Source organism: Streptomyces sp. NPDC102259, assembly GCF_044766465.1.
Taxonomy (GTDB): domain Bacteria; phylum Actinomycetota; class Actinomycetes; order Streptomycetales; family Streptomycetaceae; genus Streptomyces.
In genome coordinates, this window is record NZ_JBIWMA010000001.1 from 944,546 (window position 1) to 969,709 (window position 25,164).

Annotated in this window: 20 protein-coding genes; 5 read left to right on the forward strand and 15 right to left on the reverse strand. The window is 71.6% G+C overall.

Translation table 11 applies throughout. The annotated features are described in order from the left end of the window. Positions 1–315 precede the first annotated feature (315 nt). The 3 genes from pulA (at position 316) to ACIRPU_RS04185 (ending at position 7,859) form a co-directional block, all read left to right on the forward strand. The gene (gene pulA, locus ACIRPU_RS04175; protein ID WP_403861367.1) at positions 316–5,760 is read left to right on the forward strand and encodes a pullulanase-type alpha-1,6-glucosidase; all 5,445 of its coding nucleotides are present in this window, start codon (positions 316–318) and stop codon (positions 5,758–5,760) included. A gap of 74 nt (positions 5,761–5,834) precedes the next feature. After that, positions 5,835–7,463 (forward strand): SpoIIE family protein phosphatase, encoded by a 1,629-nt coding sequence (locus ACIRPU_RS04180; RefSeq protein ID WP_403861370.1) that lies wholly within the window; start codon positions 5,835–5,837, stop codon positions 7,461–7,463. Between the two features lie 36 nt (positions 7,464–7,499). Next, positions 7,500–7,859, forward strand: coding sequence for a 5-carboxymethyl-2-hydroxymuconate Delta-isomerase (locus tag ACIRPU_RS04185; protein WP_403861373.1), 360 nt, complete (start codon positions 7,500–7,502; stop codon positions 7,857–7,859). A gap of 18 nt (positions 7,860–7,877) precedes the next feature. Here ACIRPU_RS04185 and ACIRPU_RS04190 read toward each other — a convergent pair whose 3' ends face one another. The 5 genes from ACIRPU_RS04190 to ACIRPU_RS04210 form a co-directional block, all read right to left on the reverse strand. Continuing rightward, complete coding sequence (locus ACIRPU_RS04190) at positions 7,878–8,567, reverse strand: TetR/AcrR family transcriptional regulator (RefSeq protein ID WP_355703104.1); 690 nt, start codon at positions 8,565–8,567, stop codon at positions 7,878–7,880. Positions 8,568–8,729: 162 nt separating this feature from the next. After that, positions 8,730–9,758, reverse strand: a complete 1,029-nt coding sequence (locus ACIRPU_RS04195; RefSeq protein WP_403861376.1) for a PDR/VanB family oxidoreductase — start codon at positions 9,756–9,758, stop codon at positions 8,730–8,732. Continuing rightward, a complete protein-coding gene (locus tag ACIRPU_RS04200) occupies positions 9,758–10,660 on the reverse strand; it encodes a metal-dependent hydrolase (protein ID WP_403861379.1) in 903 nt (300 codons plus the stop codon). Before ACIRPU_RS04200 ends, ACIRPU_RS04195 begins: the two co-directional genes overlap by 1 nt. Before the next feature lie 78 nt (positions 10,661–10,738). Beyond that, positions 10,739–12,682 (reverse strand): hypothetical protein, encoded by a 1,944-nt coding sequence (locus ACIRPU_RS04205; RefSeq protein WP_403861382.1) that lies wholly within the window; start codon positions 12,680–12,682, stop codon positions 10,739–10,741. Between the two features lie 44 nt (positions 12,683–12,726). Next, a complete protein-coding gene (locus ACIRPU_RS04210; RefSeq protein WP_403861385.1) occupies positions 12,727–13,206 on the reverse strand; it encodes a tetratricopeptide repeat protein in 480 nt (159 codons plus the stop codon). Positions 13,207–13,330: 124 nt separating this feature from the next. Between ACIRPU_RS04210 and ACIRPU_RS04215 the strand changes: the two genes are divergently transcribed. Beyond that, on the forward strand, positions 13,331–13,771 hold the full coding sequence (locus tag ACIRPU_RS04215; RefSeq protein WP_403861388.1) for a hypothetical protein: 441 nt from the start codon (positions 13,331–13,333) through the stop codon (positions 13,769–13,771). Positions 13,772–13,897: 126 nt separating this feature from the next. Here the strand turns inward: ACIRPU_RS04215 and ACIRPU_RS04220 are convergent, their stop codons facing one another. The 9 genes from ACIRPU_RS04220 to ACIRPU_RS04260 form a co-directional block, all read right to left on the reverse strand. Further along, complete coding sequence (locus ACIRPU_RS04220) at positions 13,898–15,454, reverse strand: DUF1996 domain-containing protein (protein ID WP_403861391.1); 1,557 nt, start codon at positions 15,452–15,454, stop codon at positions 13,898–13,900. A 177-nt stretch (positions 15,455–15,631) separates the two neighbouring features. Continuing rightward, a complete protein-coding gene (locus ACIRPU_RS04225) occupies positions 15,632–16,288 on the reverse strand; it encodes a LuxR C-terminal-related transcriptional regulator (RefSeq protein ID WP_384125353.1) in 657 nt (218 codons plus the stop codon). Continuing rightward, a complete protein-coding gene (locus ACIRPU_RS04230; protein ID WP_403861394.1) occupies positions 16,273–17,553 on the reverse strand; it encodes a sensor histidine kinase in 1,281 nt (426 codons plus the stop codon). The genes ACIRPU_RS04225 and ACIRPU_RS04230 overlap by 16 nt, the downstream gene beginning before the upstream one ends. A 90-nt stretch (positions 17,554–17,643) precedes the next feature. Beyond that, on the reverse strand, positions 17,644–18,645 hold the full coding sequence (locus tag ACIRPU_RS04235) for an NAD-dependent epimerase/dehydratase family protein (protein WP_403861397.1): 1,002 nt from the start codon (positions 18,643–18,645) through the stop codon (positions 17,644–17,646). Between the two features lie 66 nt (positions 18,646–18,711). Further along, positions 18,712–19,305 (reverse strand): winged helix-turn-helix domain-containing protein, encoded by a 594-nt coding sequence (locus tag ACIRPU_RS04240; protein WP_355703114.1) that lies wholly within the window; start codon positions 19,303–19,305, stop codon positions 18,712–18,714. 431 nt (positions 19,306–19,736) lie between these two features. After that, positions 19,737–20,768, reverse strand: a complete 1,032-nt coding sequence (glnII, locus tag ACIRPU_RS04245) for a glutamine synthetase (RefSeq protein ID WP_403861400.1) — start codon at positions 20,766–20,768, stop codon at positions 19,737–19,739. Between the two features lie 360 nt (positions 20,769–21,128). Next, on the reverse strand, positions 21,129–21,824 hold the full coding sequence (locus ACIRPU_RS04250; RefSeq protein WP_355703116.1) for a hypothetical protein: 696 nt from the start codon (positions 21,822–21,824) through the stop codon (positions 21,129–21,131). A 127-nt stretch (positions 21,825–21,951) separates the two neighbouring features. Next, a complete protein-coding gene (locus ACIRPU_RS04255) occupies positions 21,952–22,773 on the reverse strand; it encodes a hypothetical protein (protein WP_403861403.1) in 822 nt (273 codons plus the stop codon). 78 nt (positions 22,774–22,851) lie between these two features. Beyond that, positions 22,852–23,211, reverse strand: a complete 360-nt coding sequence (locus tag ACIRPU_RS04260; protein ID WP_403861406.1) for an arsenate reductase family protein — start codon at positions 23,209–23,211, stop codon at positions 22,852–22,854. A 141-nt stretch (positions 23,212–23,352) separates the two neighbouring features. On the opposite strand from ACIRPU_RS04260, the gene ACIRPU_RS04265 reads away from it, so the two are divergent. Then, positions 23,353–23,667 (forward strand): hypothetical protein, encoded by a 315-nt coding sequence (locus tag ACIRPU_RS04265; protein ID WP_384123321.1) that lies wholly within the window; start codon positions 23,353–23,355, stop codon positions 23,665–23,667. 130 nt (positions 23,668–23,797) lie between these two features. On the opposite strand, the gene ACIRPU_RS04270 is transcribed toward ACIRPU_RS04265, so the two are convergent. Continuing rightward, positions 23,798–25,012 carry a winged helix DNA-binding domain-containing protein gene (locus ACIRPU_RS04270; protein WP_403861409.1) on the reverse strand — a complete coding sequence of 405 codons (1,215 nt, stop codon included), beginning with the start codon at positions 25,010–25,012 and terminating at the stop codon, positions 23,798–23,800. Positions 25,013–25,164: the final 152 nt, after the last annotated feature.

A 25,164-nucleotide genomic window follows, 5' to 3' on the forward strand; every position in this document is an offset into this window, starting at 1 on the left:
CGCCCCCACGCGACCGCGCACCGTCGCCACAGGCGGTGCGCGGTACGCGGTAGTGGTGCGCGCAGGGTCGACGGTTTTTCGTGACAGGGCTCTACGTTCCGCGCCGGCGCCGACCAGACCCTCCTTCCTGGCGTACCGAAGCACGGTCGGGAAGGGCGCCTCAAGGTGCTGGTGAAAGTTCTTGCTGTGAGTTGCAAGCCTCTTGCTGCAACCCTTTCCTCAGCGATACGGTCCACGCGGGCGCCCGGCGACGAAGCCGTCCCGCGGCGTTGGGGTCGGACCCAAGAGAGCCGCAATCGCGAGGAGTTCCCGCCTGTGATACCGAGATGGGCGCCCCCCACGCGCCGCACCGCGCCACCTGCCCGACGGGTCGCGGCCGTCGCCGTGGCCGCACTGGCCGCAGCCCTCGTGCAGCCCCTCGCGGCGCACGCGGACAGCCCGCCCGCACCGCCGTCCGACACGAAGCTGGCCGCCGCCCCGGCCCGCCACGACGACACCCGTGAACAGTTCTACTTCGTCATGCCGGACCGCTTCGCCAACGGCAGCACCGCCAACGACAAGGGCGGACTGACCGGCTCACGCCTCACCACCGGCTACGACCCCACCGACAAGGGCTTCTACCAGGGCGGCGACCTCAAGGGCCTGACCCAGCGGCTCGACTACATCAAGGGCCTCGGCACCACCTCCATCTGGATGGCGCCGATCTTCAAGAACCGTCCCGTGCAGGGCGCCGGCAGTGGGGGTACCTCCCAGGCCATTGGCTCTGGGGGAGCCTCTGCCGGTTACCACGGCTACTGGATCACCGACTTCACCCAGGTCGACCCGCACTTCGGCACCAACAAGGACCTGGAGACCCTCATCTCCAAGGCGCACGCCAAGGGCATGAAGGTCTTCTTCGACGTCATCACCAACCACACGGCCGATGTCGTCGACTACGAGGAGAAGTCCTACGACTACCTGTCCAAGGGCGCCTTCCCGTACCTGACGAAGGACGGCGAGCCCTTCGACGACGCCGACTACGCGGACGGCGACACGAAGTTCCCGGCCGTGGACGCCGGCTCCTTCCCGCGCACCCCGACGGTCGCCGCCGCGCAGCAGAACGTGAAGGTGCCGTCCTGGCTCAACGACCCGACGATGTACCACAACCGCGGCGACTCGACCTATGCCGGTGAGTCGACCACGTACGGAGACTTCTCCGGGCTCGACGACCTGTGGACCGAGCGCCCCGAGGTCGTCAGCGGGATGGAGAAGATCTACCAGCGCTGGGTGCGGGACTTCGACATCGACGGCTTCCGGATCGACACCGTGAAGCACGTGAACATGGAGTTCTGGACCCAGTGGGCGACGGCCCTCGACGCCTACGCGGCCCGGCACGGCCGGGACGACTTCTTCATGTTCGGCGAGGTCTACTCCGCCGACACCTCGATCACGTCCCCGTACGTCACCCAGGGCCGCCTCGACGCCACGCTCGACTTCCCCTTCCAGGAGGCGGCCCGCCAGTACGCCTCCCAGGGCGGCAGCGCGCAGAAGCTCGCCTCGGTCTTCGCCGACGACTACAAGTACACGACCGACAAGGCCAACGCCTACGAGCAGGTCACCTTCCTCGGCAACCACGACATGGGCCGCGTCGGGTACTTCCTGAACCAGGACAACCCCAAGGCCACCGACGCCGAACTCCTCGCCAAGGACAGGCTCGCCAACGAGCTGATGTTCCTCAGCCGCGGCAACCCGGTCGTCTACTACGGCGACGAGCAGGGCTTCACCGGCTCCGGCGGCGACAAGGACGCCCGCCAGACGATGTTCGCGTCGAAGACGGCCGACTACCTCGACGACGACGAGATCGGCACCGACCGCACCCACGCGAGCGACGCGTACGACACCGGCGCGCCGCTGTACCGGCAGATCAGCGCCCTGTCCCAGCTGCGCAGGGCGAACCCCGCCCTCACCGACGGCGTCCAGACCGAGCGCTACGCGGCCGACGGCGCCGGCGTCTACGCCTTCTCCCGCAACGGCACCGGCAAGGACACCACCGAGTACGTCGTCGCCTTCAACAACGCCGGCACGGCGCAGGAAGCGACCTTCGAAACCGGTTCCGCGAACACCGCGTTCCGCGGGATCTACGGCACCGACAAGACGGTTGCCGCCGGCGCCGACAAGAAAATCACGGTAACCGTTCCCGCGGGCTCGGCCGTCGTTCTCAAGGCGGCTCGCAAGCTGCCCGCCCCGGCCGCCAGGCCGACCGTCACCCTGCACGCTCCCGTCGCCGGCGCCACCGGCACCGTCGAGCTGAGCGCCGACGTGGCGGGCGGTCAGCTGAACCGGGTCGTCTTCGCCGCCCAGACCGGCAACGGCACGTGGCAGACCCTCGGCTCCGCCGACCACGCCCCCTACCGGGTCACGCAGACCGTCGGCGCGGACGTGCCCGCGGGCACGGCCCTGCGCTACAAGGCGGTCGTCGTCGACTCGGCCGGACGCACGGCGAGCGCCACCGGGTCCTCCGTCACGGGCGCCCCGCCCGCCGAGGAGATTCCCACCGCCTCCTCGCGCGACTACGCGATCGTCCACTACCAGCGCACCGACGACGACTACGCCGACTGGGGCCTGTACGCCTGGGGCGACCTGGCCGACGGCGAGTCGACCACCTGGCCGGACAGCCATCCCTTCGTCGGCCGGGACGCGTACGGCGCTTTCGCCTACGTCAAGCTGAAGCCGGGCGCCTCGTCCGTCGGGTTCCTCGTCATCGACAAGGACGGGAACAAGGACGTCTCCGCCGACCGCACGATCGACGTCACCAAGACCGGCGAGGTCTGGATCGAGCAGGGCAAGGACGGCGTCCGCACGGAGAGGCCCGACTACCCGGCCCAGGACGCCGCCAAGGCCGTGCTGCACTACCACCGCGCCGACGGCGACTACACCGGCTGGGGTCTGCACACCTGGACCGGCGCCGCGAACCCCACCGAGTGGTCGAACCCGATGAAGCCGACCACGACCGACGCGTACGGCGCGGTCTTCGAGGTGCCGCTCACCGCCGGCGCCACCAGTCTGAGTTACATCCTCCACAAGGGCGACGAGAAGGACCTCCCGTCCGACCAGTCGCTGGACCTCACCGCGAACGGCCACGAGGTGTGGCTGCTGAGCGGCCAGGAGAAGTACCTGCTCCCGCAGCCGGCCGGCTCCGCGGCGGCCCTCGACCTGACCACCTCCAAGGCGGTCTGGATCGACCGGAACACGGTCGCCTGGAACGGCTCCGAGGCTGCCGCCTCGACCCAGCTGCTGTACAGCGCGAAGGGCTCGATCGCGGTCGAGAACGGCACGCTCACCGGGGCCGCCAAGTGGCTGCGGCTGACGAGGACCACCCTCACCGACGCCCAGAAGGCCGCGTACCCACACCTCAAGGCCTACACCGCCTGGTCCGTCGACCCGCGCGACCGGAACCGGGTACGTGAGGCACTGAGCGGTCAGGTCGTCGCCTCCCAGCGGGCCGTCAACGGCGCGGTACTGGCGGCCACGGGCGTCCAGATCGCGGGCGTGCTGGACGACCTGTACAGCGGTGCGACCAAGGCCCGCCTGGGACCCACGTTCCACAACGGCCGTCCCACCCTGGCCGTCTGGGCCCCGACGGCCCAGCAGGTCTCCCTGGAGCTCGACGGCTCCACCGTGCGGATGAGGCGCGACGACACCACCGGCGTCTGGTCCGTCACCGGCCCCCGCTCCTGGAAGAACAAGCCCTACCGGTACGTGGTGACGGTGTGGGCGCCCAGCGTCGGCAAGGTCGTCACCAACAAGGTCACCGACCCCTACTCGGTCGCCCTCACCACCGACTCCGCCCGCAGTCTCGTCGTCGACCTCGACGACAAGGCCCTCGCCCCCGGCGGCTGGTCCACGCTCACCAAGCCGAAGGCCGTCCCGCTGAAGGACGCCCAGATCCAGGAGCTGCACGTCCGGGACTTCTCCGTCGCGGACCCGACCGTCCCCGCCCAGGACCGGGGCACCTACCTGGCCTTCGCGGACCGGGACAGCGACGGCTCGAAGCATCTGCGGGAGCTGGCGGCGGCGGGCACGTCGTACGTCCATCTGCTGCCCGTCTTCGACATCGCCACCATCGCCGAGGACAAGGCGGCGCAGTCGACGCCCGACTGCGACCTGGCCTCCTACGCTGCCGACTCCGACAAGCAGCAGGAGTGCGTGGCCGCGACCGCCGCGAAGGACGCCTACAACTGGGGGTACGACCCGTACCACTACACGGTCCCCGAGGGGTCGTACGCCGGTGACCCGGACGGGACCGCCCGCACCGTCGAGTTCCGCCGGATGGTGAAGTCGCTGAACCAGGAGGGCCTCAGGGTCGTCATGGACGTCGTCTACAACCACACGGCGGCGAGCGGCCAGGCGGCGACCAGCGTCCTCGACCGGATCGTCCCCGGCTACTACCAGCGGCTGCTCGCCGACGGCTCGGTGGCGAACAGCACCTGCTGTGCGAACACCGCGACCGAGAACGCGATGATGGGCAAGCTGGTCGTCGACTCGATCGTCACCTGGGCCAAGGAGTACAAGGTCGACGGCTTCCGCTTCGACCTCATGGGACACCACCCCAAGGCCAACATCCTGGCGGTGCGCAAGGCGCTGGACGCGCTGACCCTCGCCAAGGACGGCGTCGACGGCAAGAAGATCATCCTCTACGGCGAGGGCTGGAACTTCGGCGAGGTCGCCGACGACGCCCGGTTCGTCCAGGCCACCCAGAAGAACATGGCGGGCACGGGCGTCGCGACCTTCTCCGACCGGGCGCGTGACGCCGTGCGCGGCGGCGGGCCGTTCGACGAGGACCCGGGCGTCCAGGGCTTCGCGTCCGGGCTCTACACCGACCCCAACTCGTCGAAGAACAACGGCACTTCGGCCGAGCAGAAGGCCCGGCTGCTGCACTACCAGGACCTGATCAAGGTCGGGCTGAGCGGCAACCTCGCCTCGTACGGCTTCACGGACACCGACGGCGAGGAGGTCACCGGCGCCGAGGTCGACTACAACGGCGCCCCGGCCGGATACGCGGACGCGCCCGGCGACGCCCTCGCCTATGTCGACGCGCACGACAACGAGTCGCTGTTCGACGCGCTGGCGTACAAGCTGCCGGGGGACACCTCGGCGGCCGACCGCTCCCGCATGCAGGTCCTCGCCATGGCCACCGCCGCGCTCTCCCAGGGCCCGGCCCTGTCCCAGGCCGGCACCGACCTGCTGCGCTCCAAGTCCCTGGACCGCAACTCCTACGACAGCGGGGACTGGTTCAACGCGATCCACTGGAACTGCGCCGCCGGCAACGGCTTCGGCCGGGGACTGCCGCCGGCCGTCGACAACGCCTCCAAATGGCCTTACGCCAAGCCCCTGTTGACCGCCGTAGGGGTCGGCTGCCCGCAGATCACCTCGGCCTCCGCGGCCTACCGGGATCTGCTGCGGATCCGTACCACCGAGCAGGCGTTCTCCCTCGGGACGACCGAGCGGGTGCAGTCGGCGCTCTCCTTCCCGCTGTCGGGGAAGGACGAGACGCCCGGGGTGATCACCATGGAACTCGGTGACCTGGTCGTCGTGTTCAACGCGACGCCGACCGCGACGAAGCAGACCGTCGACGCGCTCGCCGGGACGGGATACCGGCTGCACCCGGTGCAGGCGGCGGGGTCGGACCCCACCGTCAGGGCCGCGTCGTACGCGACGGGGACCGGCACGTTCGCCGTGCCGGGCCGGACCGTCGCGGTGTTCTCCCGGACGACCCCCTAGACAGGGGCATTACCTTGGTGGAGCAGGCCTTCCATCCGGTCTGCTCCACCGGTGAGTCCGAGGGTCGACCACAGATGAACGCCGACGTCAGCGACAGACGGACCGACACGACCGTGCTGGTCGTGGACCGCACGGCAGCCGGCCGGTTCGCCCTGGGCGTGGTGCTGCGCCGCGCCGGTCACCAGGTCGTCGCGGTCGGCACCGGTCACGAGGCGCTCGTCGAACTGGACGTACGGCGGCGCAAGGGCGCCCTGCCCGACGTGGCCCTCGTCGACGTGGAGCTGCCGGACATGAGCGGCTTCGAGCTCTGCCGCCGGCTCAAGGCCCGGCCGCACATGGCCGGGCTGCCCGTCGTGCACTTCTCGGCCGGTGACGTGGCCCCGGGCGACCGCGGGCAGGGGCTGGACGCCGGTGCTGAGGCGCACCTGGCGATGCCCGCCGAGCCCGAGGAGATCGACGCGGTGGTCCGGGCGGCCGTACGGGCCGCACGGCTGCGCGCCGACGACCAGGCGGCGGCACGGCGGCTGTCCCTGCTGTCGGAGGCGATCGTCGGCATCCAGGCGGCGCGCTCCCCGCAGGAACTCGCCGACGCCGCCGCCGAGGGCACCGCACGGCTCACCGGCGCGCCCTCCGCCGCCTTCGTCCTCGGCCCGGACGACGCGCTGCACCGCGGCACCTCCAGGAACCGCACCTCGCTCGCGCTGCCGGACCACGACGCCCACCAGGCCGTCGTGGCACTGCTGCGACGGCTCACCCACGGCCAGGCGGGCGTGCGGATCACCACGGTGCCCGCGCCGCTGTGGCCGGCCGGGTTCTTCCGGCCCGGGGCGGCGCACGACGCCCGACTGGTGCTGATCCCCACCCAGGACGGCAGATCCTCGGTGTGTCTGGCCACCCCCACCCGCGGGGTCCGCCGGGTGGACCCCGAGAGCGAGTCCCGGCTGGCCCGGCTCGCCCAGGCCACCGCGCTCGCCGCCGAGCCGCTGCTCATGTACCAGGCCGAGCGGCATGTCGCGCTCACCCTTCAGCACAGCTTCCTCCCACGGCCGCACGAGCTGCCCGACCTGCCGGGCGTCGACGTCGCCGTCCGGTACGTGCCCGCGTCCCGGGAGACGGAGATCGGCGGCGACTTCTACGCCGCCCTGCGCACCGGGGAAGGGGTGCTGGCCGCGGTCGGGGACGTCGTCGGGCACTCGCTCGAGGCGGCCACCGTCATGGTCGAGATACGGCACGCGCTGCGCGCCTACTGCGTCGACGAGAGCGACCCGGCCGTGCTCGTCGAGCGCCTCGACCGGATGCTCCAGCTTTACCACCCCGAGGTCACGACCACCGTCTGTCTGGTCCTGATCGACCCCGCCACCGGGCGTACCCGGATCGCCAACGCGGGGCACATCCCGCCGCTGATCGTCCGGGACAACCAGAGCGCCGACTACGCCAAGGCGGCCGGCCCGCTGCTCGGCCTCGGCGTGCCCCACCCGCCGCCCACCGAGTTGTTCCTCGAGCCCACCGACCGGCTCCTCATGGTCACCGACGGTCTGATCGAGACCCGGGGCACCGACCTCGCGGTCTCGATGGAGCACCTGCGCGCGGCGGCCATCGGCTCCATGCCGGGCCTGGACGCGCTGTGCGACACGCTCCTCACCAGTTTCGGTCACGACCGGGAGGACGACATCGCGATGCTGGTCCTGCGGCTGACGAATTAGGGTGAGTCCCGTTGCCGCCCCAGAACAGGAGTTCCCATGCCGCAGATCACCGTCGAACGCTCCCCAGGGCTCGACCACGTCGACTGGAACGCGTTCGCGCTCGCGCTGCACCCGGTGGTCGTCGAGGTGGCGGCCGCGCGGCTCGAAGCGTGCAAGACGCGGGTCCTGCGGACCGAGGACGAAGTGGTGGGGGCGACGGGATCGAGCGGTCCCGCCATCGTGCACGTCACGCTCGCGCTGCTGGCCGGCCGCTCCGACGAGACCAAGGCCGAGCTCACCGAAGCCGTACTGGACCTGCTGCGCAAGCACGTCGGTCCTACGGACGGCGTCACGTCGGTGCACGCCTCCGCCGAGGTGCGCGACCTCGACCCGTCGTACCGCAAGTACGAGAGCTGAGCCAGGGCCCGGACGGCCTCAGGACGCGAGGGCGATGAGCCGGGTGACCAGGTCGCCGAAGGGGCCGTCGGCCGGCTCGCCGCCGAGTACGGGGCGCAGCAGCGCGCGCAGCTCGTCGTCGTGGGCGGCGCCGACGGCCGTCAGCGCGGCGAAGTCCTGCACGAGCTGGACCTCCAGCTCCTCGCGCGGGATGCGCCGCCCGTCCAGCCAGATCAGCGCGGTCGACTCGGCGAGCGAGACCCAGGAGCGGACGATCAGCTCCAGGCGCGGGGGCGCGTCGGCGATTCCCAGGTGCGACAGGATCTGCTCGTAGGCGTTCTGGCGTACGGAGTCGATGAGGGCGTTCGTGGTCGAGGAGCCGACCGCCGGGCCGCCGCGCATGAGGGCGGAGAAACCCGGGCCGTGCGCGTCGACGAAGTCGAAGTAGCGGCGCATCACGCGGAGCAGCCGGGAGCCGAGCGGTCCTTCGTGCGGCTCGGCGAACCGGCCCGCCAGATCCTCCGAGGCCCGCTTCAACGCGGCTTCGTACAGGCTGAGTTTGCCGGGGAAGTAGTGGTAGACGAGGGGGCGCGAGATGCCCGCGGCCGCGGCTATCTCGTCGATGGAGACCTCGTCGGGCGAGCGCTGGGCGAACAGTTCGAGGGCGACGCCGATCAACTGCTGCCGACGCTCCTCGACTCCCATTCTGCGACGAACCCCGGTAGTCATGCGAACACCTTACCGATTGGTTCCGGCCCAGAACGGACCGGACCGGCGCAGACGTTCACCCGATCCATCACGTATCCGGCGACTTGTCCGGTCACATGTCAGTCAATTTTCGCGTCACCTTTCGCGTCAGGCGTCGGGTCGTATGGCGGGTCGCGTGCCGTCTCACATGTCCAGCACCAGTCGTTCGCCGCGCGACCGCGAGACACAGATCAGCATCGAGTCGTCACGCTCCGCGTCGGTGAGCAACTCGTCCCGGTGCTCCACCTCGCCCGCCAGCACCCGCTGTTGGCAGGTCCCGCAGAAGCCCTGCTCGCACGAGTAGAGGGTGTCCGGCAGTTCGGCGCGCACGGCGGCCAGTACGGTCGAGTCGGCCGCGACCGTCACCACCCGCCCGGTGCGCCTGAGTTCGACCTCGAAGGGGTCGCCGTCGCGGACGGTACGCGCCGTGAACCGCTCGAGACGGACGTGCGGGACGCGCTCCTCCACCGCCGCCATGAGCCCCTTTGGGCCGCAGCAGTAGACGGCCGTCCCCTCGGGCAGGTCCGTGAGCAGCGCGTCGAGCTCGGGCCGTCCGTCGACCACCGTCACCCGGTCCTGGCCGCCGAGCTCGGCGACCTCCTCCAGGAACGGCATCGAGGCCCGTGTCCGACCGGCGTAGAGCAGCCGCCACTCGGCGCCTTCGGCGAGAGCCCGCAGCATGGGCAGGATCGGCGTGATGCTGATGCCCCCGGCGACGAAGACGTACGAGGGCGCCTCGACGAGCGGAAAACGGTTCCGCGGTCCCCGCACCTCGACCTCCGTCCCCTCCCGCAGCTGTTCGTGCACCTCGCGCGAGCCGCCCCGCCCGTCGGTGACGAGCCGCGTGGCGACGGTGTAGGAGGAGGTGTCCTCCGGGTCCCCGCACAGCGAGTACTGCCGCACCAGCCCGGACGGCAGCACCAGGTCGAGATGGGCCCCCGGCTCCCAGCGCGGCAACTCGCGCCCTTCGAGGCGTAGTTCGACGACCCCCTCGGCGACCGTCCGCCGTGCGGCGACCAGCAGCCGCAGTGCCCGCGACCGGGGCCGGCCGGAGACCGGTTCCGCCAGCGCGGGCATCGGCCACAGCGGCGAGGCCTGGATCCGGCGGCGCATCGCCCGCCGGACGAGCAGCGCCGCGCCCGCGACGGCCACGGCGGTCAGCGACTTCGGCATCACGAGGCCCTCTCTTCCGCGGCGAGCGCGGCCAGCGCGGCGGGGGAGGAGGCGAGGTAGGCGACCGCCTGCTGGGTGGAACCCTCCTGCGAGGGGTGGTACGCGCGGCTCAGATAGCGCGGGACCGACCTCAGCAGGTCGCCGGTCGCGGGCAGCGTGCCCCGTCTGCCGCGGACGTAGAAGTCCTTGAAGGAGGCGCGGCCGTCGGTCAGGGTCGGGTCGTTCTCCATGAAGAAGCGGATCCCGCGCTGCCACAGGAACACCAGCGCCGCGAACGCCGTCGCCCAGGTCCGCACCCGCCGGCGGTAGCCGCCGTCGACGTGGGTGAAGAGGTCGAAGGCGACGGACCGGTGCTCGACCTCCTCGGCCCCGTGCCAGCGCAGCAGGTCCAGCATGGTGGGGTCGGCGCCCCGCCGGTCGAGCTCCTGCGCGTTCAGCACCCAGTCGCCGAGGAACGCGGTGTAGTGCTCGATGGCCGCGATCAGTGCCACCCGTTCCATCAGCCACCAGCGCCGGGCCCGGCCCGGCGGCAGGGTCCGGTCACCGAGGAGCTTCTCGAAGAACCAGTCGACCTGCGCGGTGTACGGCGTCGGGTCGAGCCCCTGCTCCCGCAGATGCGGCAGCACCTCGTCGTGGGCCTGGGAGTGCGTCGCCTCCTGCCCGATGAACCCGATGACGTCCTCGCGCAGCCGCTCGTCCCGGATGTACGGCAGCACCTGCCGGTAGACGTGCACGAACCAGCGTTCGCCGGCCGGCAGCAGCAGATGCAGCACGTTGATGGTGTGCGTGGCGAACGGGTCCCCCGGCACCCAGTGCAGCGGGGTGCCCTCCCAGGAGAAGGACACCTTGCGTGCCTTGAGCGTGACACGCTCGTCCGGCCGCCCCTCGGGCTTGTTAGACATGGTGTCAATGTACTGACGGGTAGGGCGGGGGTGAACCCCTGTGCGACAACTCGCCCGCCCGATGTGCCCGCCGACGGGTCAGCGCAGCCCGCTGATCGACCGCCCGTCCTTCAGCCTGCCCTCCAGGCCGGCCTGCGCGCCCTGCTTCGTCGGCAGCGCCAGCAGGTTGCCCTGCCCGGACCCGGTCACCCCGCCGGTCGCCCGGATGGACGCCGTCGCCTTGTCGCCCGCGGCCAGGAGGTACCAGTCGCCGCCCTTCGACTTCCACAGCACCCCGGCCAGCACATGCGGATCGCGCGGCCCGCACGCCGGAACGTCCCCGGCCTTCGCCACGGCCGCCCCCCACAGCCCGCCCGGCGTGTGGAACTGGGCCAGCACCCTGCTCCCGTCGCCCCGCCAGGTCTCGGCCCGGGTGCACACCCAGGTCGCCGCACCGCTCGCGTCGGGCAGCCGCTGCCGGGTGTACCCCCACGCGTTGACCGTGCGCACGCCCTGTCCGCGGGCGTCGGCCAGCGAGCAGGCGAACGGCGCCCAGGTCCGCAGCGCCGTCGCACCGCTCGCCTCCTTGGGGGCGGCCGGGCGCCCCGCGGTGAGGCGGGCCGGGACGAGCTCGCCGAGGTCGCTGAGCAGGTGGGTGCCGGAGGCGTCCGTCAGCTGGAGCACGTTCCACGTCGTGCACGTGCCGGTGTGGGTGGCCGGGCTGGCCAGCGGCGAGGTGATCCCGTCGGTCAGCGTCAGGTCCATCACCCCGGCGCCCGGCTTCGACAGGTCCCGCTCGCCGGCCTTCGTCACCCAGGGCGCCGTCAGATAGCGGACGTTGCCGTCGGCCCGGCCCAGCACCAGCGCGGCCGCCTCGGGGCCGGTCGCGCCGTCGACCCGCGCGAAGTCGAGGGCCGCCCCGGCGGTGCCGTCCTGCGGCTCGGCGTAGCGGGCGATGCGCATACCGTCGTAGAGGATCACCACGCGCGCGTTGTCGACCTCGCCCGCGTAGAGGAGCTGGGGCGGTCCGGCGGGGCCGCCGAACGGGGTGTCCGGGGTGGCGGAGACGTGCACGGCCTTCCCGGGGCGGGCCCAGACGGCGAGGGCGCGACGCAGCAGCGCGCTGTCGCGGACGAGGGGGCCGCGTGCGGGCCAGACGGAGAAGTCGGTGCGCGCGGAGGTCTTCCAGGCGGCGGGGGACACCTTCACCAGCCGCCCGGGGTCGAGGGCGGCCTCGGCGGCCGGGTTCTGCGCGTACGGCGGGGCGGCCGCGCCGTCGGGTCCCCAGCCGCCGCCGGGCAGCGCGACCAGGGTGCCGCACACGGCGAGCGCGGCCGCGGCGGCCAGCGCGGCCCTGGTGTACCGGCGGCGGCGCATGAGGTCGGTGGGCCGGGCCTGGAGCGAGCAGGCGTCGAACTCGGAGGAGTCGAGCAGGGCGTACTGGGCGGCGGGGATCCGGCCCGCCTCACGCAGGGCCGCCGTCACCTCGGCGGCCGCGACGCCCGACCCGGTCAGCACCTCGCGGACGTCGCCGTCGGGGAGCCGCTCCAGACCGCGCAGCACGTAGGCGGCCCGGGCCGGACCCGACAGGGCGGCCAGGCGCTGGTCCAGGGCGAGCTCGTCGGCGCCGCCGGAGCGGGGGAAGAGCCGCAGGCCCCAGACCTGGGGGAGCAGCGGCGGGAGCTGCGCGCGCCTGGGCCGGGCCAGGAGCCTCAGCGGCAGCCCCGCCTCCAACGCCGTACGCACCACCTGAAGGCGGATGTAGGCGTACCCGGGGTCGCCGTCACGGCCGTCCCCCGCGCCCCCGTTCTGGGCCGGGATGACGGGGGTCGACGCGCTGCCGCGGGGCAGGGCGCGCTGGGCGAGGGCGTGGGCGGTCAGGACGCGCCGACTGCGGCCGAGGCCCGGCGGCAGCACCAGATAGGCGAGCCGGACGAGCCGCGGGTAGTGCTCGACGAGCGCGGCCTCGGCCTGCTCGACGTCGACGATCCGGTCGGCGGAGGATCGGGGTGCGGGGCGCGGGGCGACATCCTGTGACTGCACGTCCAGCAGAACGAGCGAGCCGGTGGATGGTCACCCCGGGCGGGTCAGTCCGCCCGGAGCGCCTTCGCGTAGTTGGCCATCGACCGCTGGTAGCGCGGCAGATGGGGGGCCAGGGCGCCGAGCACCAGGGACAGGCCCTCGCGGTCGCGGCCCAGGCTCGACAGGCACAGGGCCAGACAGGCGCGTACGGCGTCGTCCAACTCGTCCGACGGGGCGTCCAGTTCGGGGGTCAGCAGCTTGACGCCCTCCTCCGCCTGTCCGATGTTGCGCAGGGAGCTGGACAGTTGGATCTTGGCCCGCCTGCCCTTGTAGCCGCTCACCTCGCTCAGCCCGCGCGCGAGCGCCTCCCGGTACAGCGGGGCGGCCCGGTCCGAGTGGCCGGTCGAGTCCCAGGCGCAGGCCCGCTCGAACGAGCCCAGCGGACTGTCCTCGGGCAGTTCGGCTGTCAGCTTGTCGATCACGGCCCGGAACTCCGCCGCACGCTCCTCCGGATACTCGTCGAAGCCGGCCCAGGCGGCGGTCACGCGATCTTCCCACTCTTGGTTCACCGGCACACTCTCGCACGGGTGTCCCCACCGGGCACGGGTATTTTGAGCGCACCGCACGTGAGAGCCGTATCCAGGGCGAGGCTCTTGCAGGGAGGAACGGATGAAGATGACCCGACCGATGCTCGCGGTGGCCGCCGCCGCCGCGGCGCTGGTGCTGACGGGCTGCGGTTCCGACGGGGCCGAGGAGACCGTCCCGGTGACGGCGACCGGCAGCCTGGAGCACCTGGCCGCCGAGGTGAAGTGCACGCCCGACATGCAGACCGACGCCGACGAACTCCGCCAGGCCCTGTGCAAGAACGCCGACGGCAAGTTCATCCTGCTGACCTTCGCCACCGACCGCGGTCAGCGCGAGTGGATCAACGGGGCCAAGGACTACGGCGGCCACTACCTGGTCGGCCGCAAGTGGGTGGTCGTGGGTGAGGAGACCACCACCGTGACGGCGCTGCGGAAGACGCTCGGCGGTGACATCGAGGAGGGCACGGACCACTCCGCGCACGTGTCGGGCGAGCCCTCCGAAGGCGCTTCGCACTCCGGTCACTGACCGGACCCCGCGCACCCGGCGCACGCTGCGCGCCCCGCGCACCCGGCGCACACCAGAAGGCCGGCGGTGAGGAATCCTCACCGCCGGCCTTCTCAGTCGGTCCTACCGGGTGTCCCGCTCAGCGGGTCACTTGCACTTCTTGCCGGTGTTGATGCAGTTGACCATCTTGTTCATCAGGTTCGTGGAGAAGAAGTTGATGAAGTCGTTGTGGTCGGTGATCGGCTTGTGCAGGTTCTCCGGGAAGGTGTCCACCGCGTACGGGTTCACGACCGTCCCGTTCTGGAGCTTCGGGGCCGGAACGTTGTAGACCAGCCGGACCTGGAGCTGGGGGATCGCCTTGAAGCCGTTGGCGCAGGTGCCGTCGGCCTGGGCGAATGCCACGTGCGTGCGGTGGTTGGCGCTGTCGATGTTCTGACCGTCCCAGCAGCTCTGGAAGTTGGTCGTCCGCACCACCTGGCTGCCCTGCGGGCAGATCGGGTACTGGGTCTCCAGCTGCACCTTGTTCTCGAAGCCGGTGCAGCTCCAGTTCACGTTCGCGTTGGCGTTGCCGTTGACGAAGGCCTTCGCGTCACCGGTGATGATGCGCAGGGCCGTCGGCATCGCGACGACCTTGCCCTTCTTGTTGCCGACGAACTTGATCTGCGCCTGGGCGGGCTGGAGGATCTTGCCGACGTTGCCTTCCTTGCCACCGCCGTCGTTGTTCTGGTCGAAGTCCTGGCTGCCGTCCTGGACACGCAGCACCGGCCAGAAGTACGAGGACTTGTCGCCCTGGTTCTGGCAGCTGGTACCGGCGCCGGCCAGTTCCTGGTCGCTCGCGAACGCGTCGTTGTTCTGGTTGCCGACGTAGTCGTGCAGGTGGTGCGCGCCGTTGGTGACACCGGGGGCGACGATCACGTTGTCCGTGTTGTGGTTGTCGTTGCCGTTGGTGCCGCAGCTCGAGGTGAAGGTGCCCCGGGAGCCGCTGTTGCCGTTGGCGGCGGCGCCGTTCGCGCCCACGCCCAGCTGCGCGTTGGCCTGGACCTTCGTGATGTCGACGAAGTCCGCGGCGACGGGGCCGTTGCCGCCCTGGCCGTTCTGCGCCTGGCCGGCGTTGCCGCCGTTCTGCTGGCCGCCGTTCTGCTGCTGGCCGCCATTGTTCTGCTGGCCGCCGTTCTGCTGCTGGCCGCCGTTCTGCTGCTGGCCGTTGCCCGCCTGGCCGGCGTTGGTGTTCGCCGCCTGCGTGGTGCAGGCCGCCAACTGGCTCAGCGAGCTGTTGAACTGGCCACCGGAGCGCTGGATGTTGATCCGGATCCGGTCGATCGTGGCGGCGCGCTTCTCCTTGAGAGGGCCGGTGATCGCGTTCTGCACGAAGCTGGCGTCGTTCGCCTGGGCCTGACGCGTGGAGGCGAGCCGGGTGTAGGCCTCGGTGATCTGCTTGTCGAGGTTGGCCAGCTCGGTCGCGACGCCTTGTTTCGCCCCGTTGGGTACGTTCGTCAGCTTCTGCCCCACGTCCGGGCAGGAGATGGTGGCGACCTGAGCGGCCGCCGTGGCGGCCTTGGTCGAGTTCTGGCCCGAGTTCGACTCGTGCGCCGAAGCGTAGAAGTTCGCCCAGATCAGCCCGCCCCCGCCGAGCGCTAGGGCCGCCGATGCTGCCACGGCCTTCGTGGCCATCGACGAACGGCGTTTACGTATGTTGCGTCCCATGGAACTCCTCTGACTTCCTTGCGGGGCAGCATCGAGGCGCCCGACAGGAGTGAAGCTGAAGCTGCCCCCTCCTTTACGCACGTCGCCTCATAGGTGTTCAGCCCGCTCAGAAATTGATGAGAGCTCCGTATGACAAAACAACCCCAACACCCTCACACAACCCACCAGTTGGCACGGTCAGCGATCCCGGTCCAGATAGGCCAGCACCGCCAGCACCCTGCGGTTGTCGTCACCGGCGACCTCCAAACCCAGCTTCACGAAGATGTTCGCGGTGTGCTTGGCCACGGCCCGTTCGGTGACGACCAGTTTGCCCGCGATCGCCGCGTTCGACCGGCCCTGCGCCATCAGCTCCATCACCTCCCGCTCGCGCGGGGTGAGCCGGTCCACCGGCCCCCGACCGTCACCCGAGCGCCGGGCCAGCAGCTGCTGGATCACCTGCGGGTCCATCGCCGTACCGCCGGACGCGACCCGCCGTACGGCGTCCACGAACTGCTCCGCGTCGAACACCCGGTCCTTCAGCAGATAGCCGATCCCGCCGGTGCCGTCGGCGAGCAGCTCGCGCGCGTACAGCTGCTCGACGTGCTGGGAGAGGACGAGCACCGGCAGTCCGGGCCTCCTGCGGCGGGCCTGGAGCGCGCACTGGAGGCCCTCGTCCGTGTGCGTGGGCGGGAGCCGGACGTCGACCACGGCGACGTCCGGCTCCAGTTCGGCGAGCGCCCGCTCCAGTTCGGGCCCGCTCTCGACGGCGGCGGCGATCTCGAAGTCGTAGGCCTCCAGCAGCCGGACGAGACCGTCCCGCAACAGGAAGAGGTCCTCGGCTAGGACAACACGCAAGGGATCTCCATGGTCACCATGGTGGGACCGCCCGCGGGAGAGCTGACGGCCAGGACGCCGTCGAATGTACCCAGTCGCCGCTCGACGCCGGCGAGGCCCGAGCCCGCCCCGATCGCCGCGCCGCCCGCGCCGTCGTCGGTGACCGAGATCCGCAGCCGGCCCGACCCGTGATGGAGGTCGACCCAGACCCGGCCGGCGCCGGAGTGCTTGACCGCGTTGGTGAGCAGCTCGCTCACCGCGAAGTAGGCCGCCGACTCCACGGGCGCCTCCACCCGGCCGCCCTCGAGCTCGACGCTCACCTCGGTGGCGACCGGCAGCCGCAGGGCCAACGCCCGTACGGCGTCGCCGAGTCCGCGTTCGGCCAGCACCGGCGGGTGGATGCCGCGCACCAGGTCGCGCAGCTCGGAGAGCGCCTCGGCGGACGACTGACGGGCCTGCGCGAGCAGGGCCTTGGCCTTCTCCGGGTCTTTGTCGACGAGCATCTCGACGGTGCCGAGGTCCATGCCCATCGCCACCAGCCGGGCCTGGGCGCCGTCGTGCAGATCCCGCTCGATGCGGCGCAGTTCGGCGGCCGAGGTGTCCACGGCGTCCTGCCTGGTCTCCGTCAACACCCGTACCCGCTCGGCCAGTTCGGCCTGGCTCGGGGTGAGCATGGCCTGGGTGAGCCGGAAGTGGACCTGGAGGACGCTCACGGCGTACCGATGGGCGACGACGAGGAGGACCGCGCCCAGGGCCGCGGCGCCGAACGCGGACGCCTGGCCGGTGACCGGTACGAAGCCGTACCAGTACGCGACGCCGGGCGTCTCGACGTACACCCGCCACAGCCCGGCCGGCAGCGCCAGCCCCTCCACCGGATAGACGACCAGGACGGCCGGCAGCAGCGCGGTCACGAACCCCGCCGTCATGTCCACCTGGAGCCAGCGCAGGTCCCGCCAGGTCGCCGGGTCGCGCAGCAGCGCATAGGTCAGCTTCCACGGGTTGGCGGTCTCCGGGACCGGCCGGTACGCCGACGGGACGCGCACCCCGCCCCACCGCTCGACGAGCGCCCGCCGCCACCCGGCGTAGGCGCGCACACCCTTCACCACGTAGGGCGTGGTGAGCGCCCCGACCCCGATCGGTATCAGCGCCATGGACACGAGGGAGAGGCAGAAGCCCAGGATGCTCAGCGGCAGCGACCCGACGGCCAGCGCGAGCCCCCGCCCGGCGGCGAGCACCGTCCCGCGTGCCCTCGAACCGCCCTGGCCGCTCTTCGTGTTGGTGTTCATGGCGTCAGTCTGGCCGAGCCGCGGGCCGGTGGTCACTGGCCCGACGCCCCCGGTCGGGGGGTGGTGCCAGGTACACCTGAGGGGGTCCGGTCAGCCGGATCCCGCCGCGAGGACCTTCGCCTCCACCTCCGGGTCGAGGCCCTTGCGGGTGCGGTCGGGGCGCTGGGGCGCCCTACCGCCGATCGAGGTCAGCCAGGCCCAGGTATCGGCGACGGTCTCCTCGACGGGACGGCAGACCAGCCCCGCCGCCATCGCCCGCGAGACGTCGGCCGCGTGCAGGGCGTCGTGCATGTCGGTGCCCGGCGGCACCCACACGGGCAGCTCGGTCCACGGTTCGATGCCCGCGTCGAGGATGATCTCCGGTGCCGTCCAGCGCAGTTCGGCGTCCGAGCCGGTGGCCCGTACGCACGCCTCCAGCAGCTCGCCCATGGTCGCGTGTCCCTGCGGGCTCATCAGGTTGTACGGCCCGCTCAGTTCCTGCTCGACCGCGCCGAGGATCCACTCGGCGAGATCGCGGACGTCCACGTACTGCAGGGGCAGATCGCGCGGGCCGGGCGCGAGGACCGGGCCGCCGTCGGCGATCCGGGTCAGCCACCAGGGCAGCCGGCCGACGTTCTCGTACGGGCCGAGGATCAGCCCGGCCCGTACGAGGACGGAAGCCTCCGCGCCGAAGGCGTCGACGACGGCCAGCTCGCCGCCGCGCTTGTCCCGGGCGTAGTCGCTCTGCCCGGCGTCGGGTTCGGCGCCCTCGACGACGGGCGCGTCCTCCGCGTACCCGGCGGGCGGGGCCCAGGCGTACACCGAGCAGCTCGACACGTACACATACCGGCGGGCGCGGCCCCGCAGCAGCCGCGCCGCGTCGTGCACCGCGCGGGGCGCCGCCGACCAGGTGTCGACGACGGCGTCCCACTCGCCTTCGGCCAGGGCGTCGAGACCGCCGGGCGCGCCGCGGTCCCCGGTCAGCGACCGGGTGCCGGGGGCGGTCGTGTGCCGCCCCCGGTTGAAGACCGTCACGTCCCAGCCGCGCCCGAGGGCCGCCTCGACGACGGCCCGTCCCGCGAACTCCGTACCACCCAGCACCAGAAGTCTCATGCCGGTGACTGTGCCCGGTCCGGACACGGTACGGAACCGCGCTCTGCCGTCGGCAGACGAAGCGGGTCAGTGGCCGGTCGGCGGGGTGTACTTGTAGCCGACCCGCCGCACCGTCTGGATCGACTGGCGGTGCTGTGCGCCCAGCTTGCGGCGCAGCCGGGCGATGTGGACGTCGACCGTGCGGCCGTCGCCCACGTGGCCATAGCCCCACACGGTGGTGACCAGCTGGTCGCGGGTGTGCACCCGGTTCGGGTGCGCGACCAGGTGCGCGAGCAGCTCGAACTCCAGGTAGGTGAGGTCGAGTTGCTGTCCGTCCACGGCGGCCGTGCGCTGTACGGGGTCGATCCGTACGAGCGGACGTCCGGCGCCCTCGGCCTCGACGGCCTCGTCGGCCGCGGGCCGGTCCGGCACCGCCACCGGCAGGAACGGCGGCTGCTGGTCGGCCGGGACGAGCACCAGGTAGCCGACCATCGGCGGCTGGCCCGGCAGGGTGGGCAGGGTGTGCGCGGGAGCGGGCAGCCAGGTCGCGCCCGGCGGCAGGAAGTCGGCGACGTCGACCACCTCGTCCCGGTCGACGGCCCGCAGTCGGTGGCGGGCGGTGCCGTTCGGGGTGGCGGCGGTGAGGCTGGGAGCGGAGGAGAGGGAACGGGTGTTCGCCATGAGAGGTCAGCTCTTTCGCGCGAGAAGTTCGACGGAGAGGACGACGGCCGCGATTCGTGGTCGGGCTCGTCGAGGACGTACGTCGTGCGCGCTGGCCGAAGGCCGGGGTGTACGGCTTTAGAGGGCCGGCGCGTTCATCGCGCGGCAACACACCCGGTCGAAGTCATGGTGCTGACGGGACGGCCAGAAGGGCTCGAGGTCGTGGCGACCTGTCGCGGTGCACTTCTGAAATCTGGCCATGGCCCCATTGAAGCAGACACCCGCCCGTTACAGGAGCCTCCTCTCACAGCTTGGACGTTTCCTGGCGTGAAGTCGTCGTCGGTCCACGCCTTGGGCGGTCGCGAGGGGCTTCGGACACGCGGAAGGGGCGCCCGCCGAGTCGGCGGGCGCCCCTTCCGGGAATTCCGGGGAGAACCGGGGTTCGGACCGGATCAGACCTGGCCGGCCTTCTCCAGCGCCGAGCAGCAGGTGTCGACGATCAGACGCGTCACCAGGTACGGGTCGACGTTGGCGTTCGGACGGCGGTCCTCGATGTAGCCCTTGGCGTCCTGCTCGACCTGCCACGGGATACGGACCGAGGCGCCACGGTTGGAGACGCCGTAGGAGTACTCGTTCCACGGGGCGGTCTCGTGCAGACCCGTCAGACGGTCGTCGATGCCGGCGCCGTAGTGCTTGACGTGGTCGAGCGGCTTCGAGCCCTCACCGAGCGACTCGCACGCGGTGATGATCGCGTCGTAGCCCTCGCGCATCGCCCTCGTGGAGAAGTTGGTGTGCGCGCCGGCGCCGTTCCAGTCGCCCTTGACCGGCTTGGGGTCGAGGGTGGCGGAGATGCCGAAGTCCTCGGCGGTGCGGTAGAGCAGCCAGCGGGCCACCCACAGGTGGTCGGAGACCTCGAGCGGGGAGACCGGGCCGACCTGGAACTCCCACTGGCCGGGCATGACCTCGGCGTTGATGCCGGAGATCGCGAGACCGGCGGCCAGGCAGTTGTCCAGGTGCGCCTCGACGACCTCACGGCCGAAGATCTCGTCCGCGCCGACGCCGCAGTAGTAGCCGCCCTGCGGGGCCGGGAAGCCGCCCTTGGGGAAGCCGAGCGGGTAACCGTCCTGGAAGAAGGTGTACTCCTGCTCGATGCCGAAGATCGGCTCCTGCGACGCGAACTTGTCGGACACCTCGGTGAGCGCGGCACGCGTGTTGGACTCGTGCGGCGTCATGTCGATGTTGAGGACCTCGCACAGGACGAGGATGTCGTCGCCGCCGCGGATCGGGTCGGGGCAGGTGAACACGGGCTTGAGGACACGGTCCGAGGAGTGGCCCTCGGCCTGGTTCGTGGAGGACCCGTCGAAGCCCCAGATTCCCAGCGACTCGAGACCGGCGGGCTCGCCCGCGATGATCTTCGTCTTGGAACGGAGCTTCGCCGTCGGCTGGGTGCCGTCGATCCAGATGTACTCAGCCTTGAAGGTCACGGGCCACTTCCTTCGGGGTGTGTCTGACGCACTGCGGGTGCTGCGGCGCTGCGGCACTGGGGCGCCGCCTGTTTGCCCGGCAGCTTGTCAACAGGCGATTTCCCGATCATTGCTCGAATGTGAACCCCGTGTTACCTGGTGGTTCTGTGGTGCGGCTCACGGTGTGAGCCGCGTTTCGGTGGTTCGGCGGTCGGTGGTTCGGCGTTTCGGTGGTTCGTGTGCGAGGAGGCGTCGCGGATCCGGAAACGCGCCGGTCCTGCTGCTCGTGGCCGCGAGCAGCAGGACCGATGACACGTACACCCTTACGGGATGCCCCGGAAGGGCCGCCGCCGGTTCACCGAGGTGCCCGGCGGCGGAGCCTCACCCCACCTTCTCGATCAGGGCCCGGCGGATCAGGAACTTGCCGGGCTCACGGACCAGTTCGAAGGCCGCGTTGTTGAGCAGGGCACAGCTGCCGGAGACCGAGGTCACCTCGACGGTCGTGGACTTGTTGTTGTCCAGGTTGGTGACCTTCAGCTTGGTCCCCGCCGGGAACTGGTTACTCGACGCGGCCGGGGCACCGCCCTCGCCGGAGAGCGTCACCGTGGAACCGTTGCAGACCTGCTGGCCGGAGGCGGCACCGCCGCCGTTTCCCGCGTTGCCCGTGTTCCCGGCGTTACCCGTGTTCCCGGCCGGGGCGGAAGCGGCCGGGGCGGAAGCGGCCTGCGAAGGCTGTGTCGCCTGGGAGTCCTGAGCCGACTCCCCAACGACGCAGCCCGACGCCTGCTGCTGGACCTTGATCTGCGCGATGACCGCCTCGCGGTTGGCGATCCGGGCCGCGGACTGCGCGTCCGGGCTGGTCTTCTGGCCCTCGATGAACTTCTCGTTGTTGCCGAGGGCCGTGGCCAGTCCCGCGCAGACGGTCGAGTCCCCGGCGGACAACGTCTTGGCGTTCTGCGGGTCCTGCGAGGCGTTCGAGGTGGACGCCATGACGAAGGCCCCGGCGCCCGCCACGGCCGCGGCGCTGACCAGCAGCGCGATCTTCTTCTTCGGGCCGAGACTTCTCCTGCGCGACATGCGCGCCTCCTGAGGGGTAGGGGAGCGTACGCCGCTATGTACGAGATACCGAACGAGGTTACTCAGCGGTTACGGGAGACAATCGAAGTGGCGTTCGTCACACCCGAGTCGGGGCGAGGAGCCGGCATCAATTCCTCCCCTCCCCGTTCCTCCCCTCGTCGTTCCCCCCTTCCTCGTACGCCGCCACCGTGTCGTCGGCACGCTGGAGCAACCCCTCGGTCCGGGCGACGAGTTCGGCCTCCCCGGTCTTCGTGCCGTCGACCCACCGCCCGTTCGCGAACACCACCGACCGGACGGTCATCGCCCGCCTGAGGACCCCGGCCGAACCCGGCGGGACCGTCGGCAGACCGGCCCCCGGGGGCGGGTCCAGCGAGACCGCCCGATACGTCACCGGGTCCTTCGAGGTCGTCGTGAACACCCGGGAGGCGTCCTCCACCCGCTCGAAACTCAGCACGGTGACCGTCACCTGCGAGCGTCGTTCGGCGTCCGTGAACAGGGCCGCCGTCAACCGGGAGCACCCGCCGCCCTGTTGGATCAGCCGGGCGAGTTCGGGCGACGTGCGCTGTGCGCAGTCCACGGTGGTGACCAGGTCGACGCGGGCGTACCGGGAGCCGTCCTCCAGCCGGACGCTCGTCGAGGGGAACGCCTGTTCCGGCCGGACGACCGGGCGGTCGAGCAGGGAGCGCGGCACGCTCGGGGTGTCGTAGGGGAGGCCCGCGCCCAGCGACGGCACGGCCGCGAGGCCCGAGGCGGTCATGGACGCCGTCGCCGGGGGAGCGGACGTGGGCCGGTCGCCGTCGTCCTCGTCCGCGATCAGCGCGGTGCCGGCGGCGACGGCGGCGACGAGGGCCGCGCAGGACCCGACGGTCGCCGAGCGCCGGGTCCGCCGACGCCGTCGTATGCGCCGCTGCTCCGGAGGGAACCCGAGTCCTTGATCACCGAAGGTCATGGCGGCGGAGGGTAGCAGTGCGCGGCGCGCCGACTCCCGCCGCCGGACGAACCGTCGGCTGTCCGGCCAGGACGGGTCCTACCGGGACAACGCGTCCCGTACGGCCTCGTCGGTGCGGGCCACCAGCGCGGTGCCGTCGTCCGCCGTGATGATGGGGCGCTGGATGAGCCGGGGGTGCGCGGCGAGCGCGGTGATCCAGCGCTCGCGCGTGCTCGCCTCCCGCGCCCAGTCCTTCAGGCCGAGCTCCTCGGCCACGGCCTCCTGGGTGCGGGCGATGTCCCAGGGTTCCAGACCGAGCCGGTCGAGCACGGCCGCGATCTCGTCCTGGCTCGGCACGTCCTCCAGGTAGCGGCGGACGGTGTAGTCGGCGCCCTCCGCGTCGAGGAGCGTGAGGGCGCTGCGACACTTGGAACAGGCGGGGTTGATCCAGATCTCCATGCGGCACACGGTAGCGGTCCGAGGCGGCGAAAACCCCTGTGATCAGGGGCGTTTGTCAGTGGTGGGCGGTAGAATAGAAGCAGTGTTCGAGGGTTCGCCGGAGGTTCCGGACCGGGCCCTGACCGCGACAGGAGGATGCCTGTGCCCGCTGCCGCACTGAAGCCGAAGCCGTTGCCGACCCAGTCCACCGCCAAGCGTTCCGTCCAGCTCGATCTGCCCTATGTGCCCGTCGAGAAGCGGCCGTTGCCGCCCGGGCGTCCGCGCGAGTGGTATGCCACGCACAACCGTCGCCTCAAGGCGATGCGCCTCGCCATCGCCCTGCTCGACCTGGGCGTGTATATGCCGAACCAGGCCCGCAACGAGAAGATCCGCAGCACGGCGGAGCTGATCGGCGTTCATTCGCCGTCGGACACGACGTGCCACATGGTGCGGGCGCTGCTGCGGTACTCACGCTGAACCGGGCGCCGCGTGCCGTCCCTGGTGGCGGCACCCGGCGTCGGCGTCCGTGGACGAGGGCGTGGACGAGGGGGACGAGGAGGGGGAGGGGGCCGGGGGCAGGAGTTGGGCCGGGGGTCGGGGCAGGGAGTCAGCTCACCAGTTCCTTCTCCACCGGCGTGCGGAACCTGGGCGTCACCCGGGTCGCCCCCAACCACGCCTCCAGCCGCGCCGCCGCCGCCTCGATCGCCGCCTTCGCCTCGCCGCCCACGCCCTCACCCTTGCCGTCGCGCTCCCCCTCGCCTTCGCCGGCCAGGATCCGCCACACGATCTCGCCGTCGGCCCGCTGGGCCCAACTCCCCACCACCCGGCCGTTCCACCACACCGTCGGGCCCACGTTCCCGCTGTAGTCGAACAGGCCGGGACGCAGTTCCGGGGCCAGATACCAGTCCCGGCCCTGCCAGCCCATCGCCGTCGGGTCGAGGCCGGGCAGCAGGGCCGCCCACGGTTCGCCGGGAGTGGGCACGGCCTCCACGTCGTCCTCGACGACGTACCCCGTCCCCTCGTCCAGTGTGACCGCCCGCGCCCCGATCGCCGTCAGCGCCCGGCGGACGTCCGTCACCTTCCAGCCCGTCCACCACTTCAGATCGGCCTCCGTGGCCGGGCCGCACGCCGTCAACCAGCGCCGCAGCAGCTCCGACTGGGCCTGCGCCACCGGCAGTTCGGCATGCGCGGGGGCGAGGGCCCAGCGGAACTGGCTCGACGTCCACGAGCCGAGGGGGCGCCCCCTGACCACCTTGCCCTCCACCCCCAGCACCCTCAGCAGCCGCGTCACGACGGTGTGGACGCCCTCGTACGGCTTCCCCGCCGCGTACACGAACTGCTCCCGCAGACGCGGCTCCTCGCGGGCCAGCTCGGCCGCGGTCGCCTGGCCGAGCCGGGCCAGCGCGGCCAGCGCCGACTCCTCGACCTCCTGCAGCCAGGCCGCGTCCGGAGCGCCGGCCTTCGCCATGTCCTTCACCAGGGAGGCCCGCTCCCGCGCGGCGACCGCGAGGCCGGTCGAGGCGTGCACGACCGCCGTCGACTCCGTCGGGAACACGAAGACGGTGTGCCGCATGCCGTGCATCCGGACGAGGGTCCGGTCCGCGTACAGCGCCCTGTCGGTCTCCGCCACCGTCGTCTCGGGGTCGGCGAGGCGGGCGCCGACCGCCAGGTACACCGTCGCCGGGTCCGAGCCGTGCAGGGCGAGAAGCGCGTCGGCCACCGCCTCGGGCGTCGCGACCCGCGCCTCGGGGGCCAGCCGGTGCCGCAGGGCCAGCCGCGCCCGCCGTTCCGCCACACCGATGTACCGCAGCGCGTCACCCATTACCGGCCTCCACCCGTCGTCGCCCCGCCATCGGCGCTGTCGCCGTCCGGCGCTCGTCCCTGTCCGTCACTCGTCCCTGTCCGTCATCCTTCCCGAGACCACTGACAATCGGGTCCGCCGCCCGTGTCACCCGTTCGACGTACCCGACATGC

Excerpts from the sequence above, each read along its gene's own strand:
- ACIRPU_RS04180 (WP_403861370.1), top strand. The coding sequence starts at position 5,835 with ATGAACGCCGACGTCAGCGACAGACGGACCGACACGACCGTGCTGGTC.
- ACIRPU_RS04185 (WP_403861373.1), top strand. The coding sequence starts at position 7,500 with ATGCCGCAGATCACCGTCGAACGCTCCCCAGGGCTCGACCACGTCGAC.
- ACIRPU_RS04190 (WP_355703104.1), bottom strand. The coding sequence starts at position 8,567 with ATGACTACCGGGGTTCGTCGCAGAATGGGAGTCGAGGAGCGTCGGCAG.
- ACIRPU_RS04195 (WP_403861376.1), bottom strand. The coding sequence starts at position 9,758 with ATGCCGAAGTCGCTGACCGCCGTGGCCGTCGCGGGCGCGGCGCTGCTC.
- ACIRPU_RS04200 (WP_403861379.1), bottom strand. The coding sequence starts at position 10,660 with ATGTCTAACAAGCCCGAGGGGCGGCCGGACGAGCGTGTCACGCTCAAG.
- ACIRPU_RS04215 (WP_403861388.1), top strand. The coding sequence starts at position 13,331 with ATGAAGATGACCCGACCGATGCTCGCGGTGGCCGCCGCCGCCGCGGCG.
- ACIRPU_RS04220 (WP_403861391.1), bottom strand. The coding sequence starts at position 15,454 with ATGGGACGCAACATACGTAAACGCCGTTCGTCGATGGCCACGAAGGCC.
- ACIRPU_RS04230 (WP_403861394.1), bottom strand. The coding sequence starts at position 17,553 with ATGAACACCAACACGAAGAGCGGCCAGGGCGGTTCGAGGGCACGCGGG.
- ACIRPU_RS04235 (WP_403861397.1), bottom strand. The coding sequence starts at position 18,645 with ATGAGACTTCTGGTGCTGGGTGGTACGGAGTTCGCGGGACGGGCCGTC.
- ACIRPU_RS04240 (WP_355703114.1), bottom strand. The coding sequence starts at position 19,305 with ATGGCGAACACCCGTTCCCTCTCCTCCGCTCCCAGCCTCACCGCCGCC.
- ACIRPU_RS04250 (WP_355703116.1), bottom strand. The coding sequence starts at position 21,824 with ATGTCGCGCAGGAGAAGTCTCGGCCCGAAGAAGAAGATCGCGCTGCTG.
- ACIRPU_RS04255 (WP_403861403.1), bottom strand. The coding sequence starts at position 22,773 with ATGACCTTCGGTGATCAAGGACTCGGGTTCCCTCCGGAGCAGCGGCGC.
- ACIRPU_RS04260 (WP_403861406.1), bottom strand. The coding sequence starts at position 23,211 with ATGGAGATCTGGATCAACCCCGCCTGTTCCAAGTGTCGCAGCGCCCTC.
- ACIRPU_RS04270 (WP_403861409.1), bottom strand. The coding sequence starts at position 25,012 with ATGGGTGACGCGCTGCGGTACATCGGTGTGGCGGAACGGCGGGCGCGG.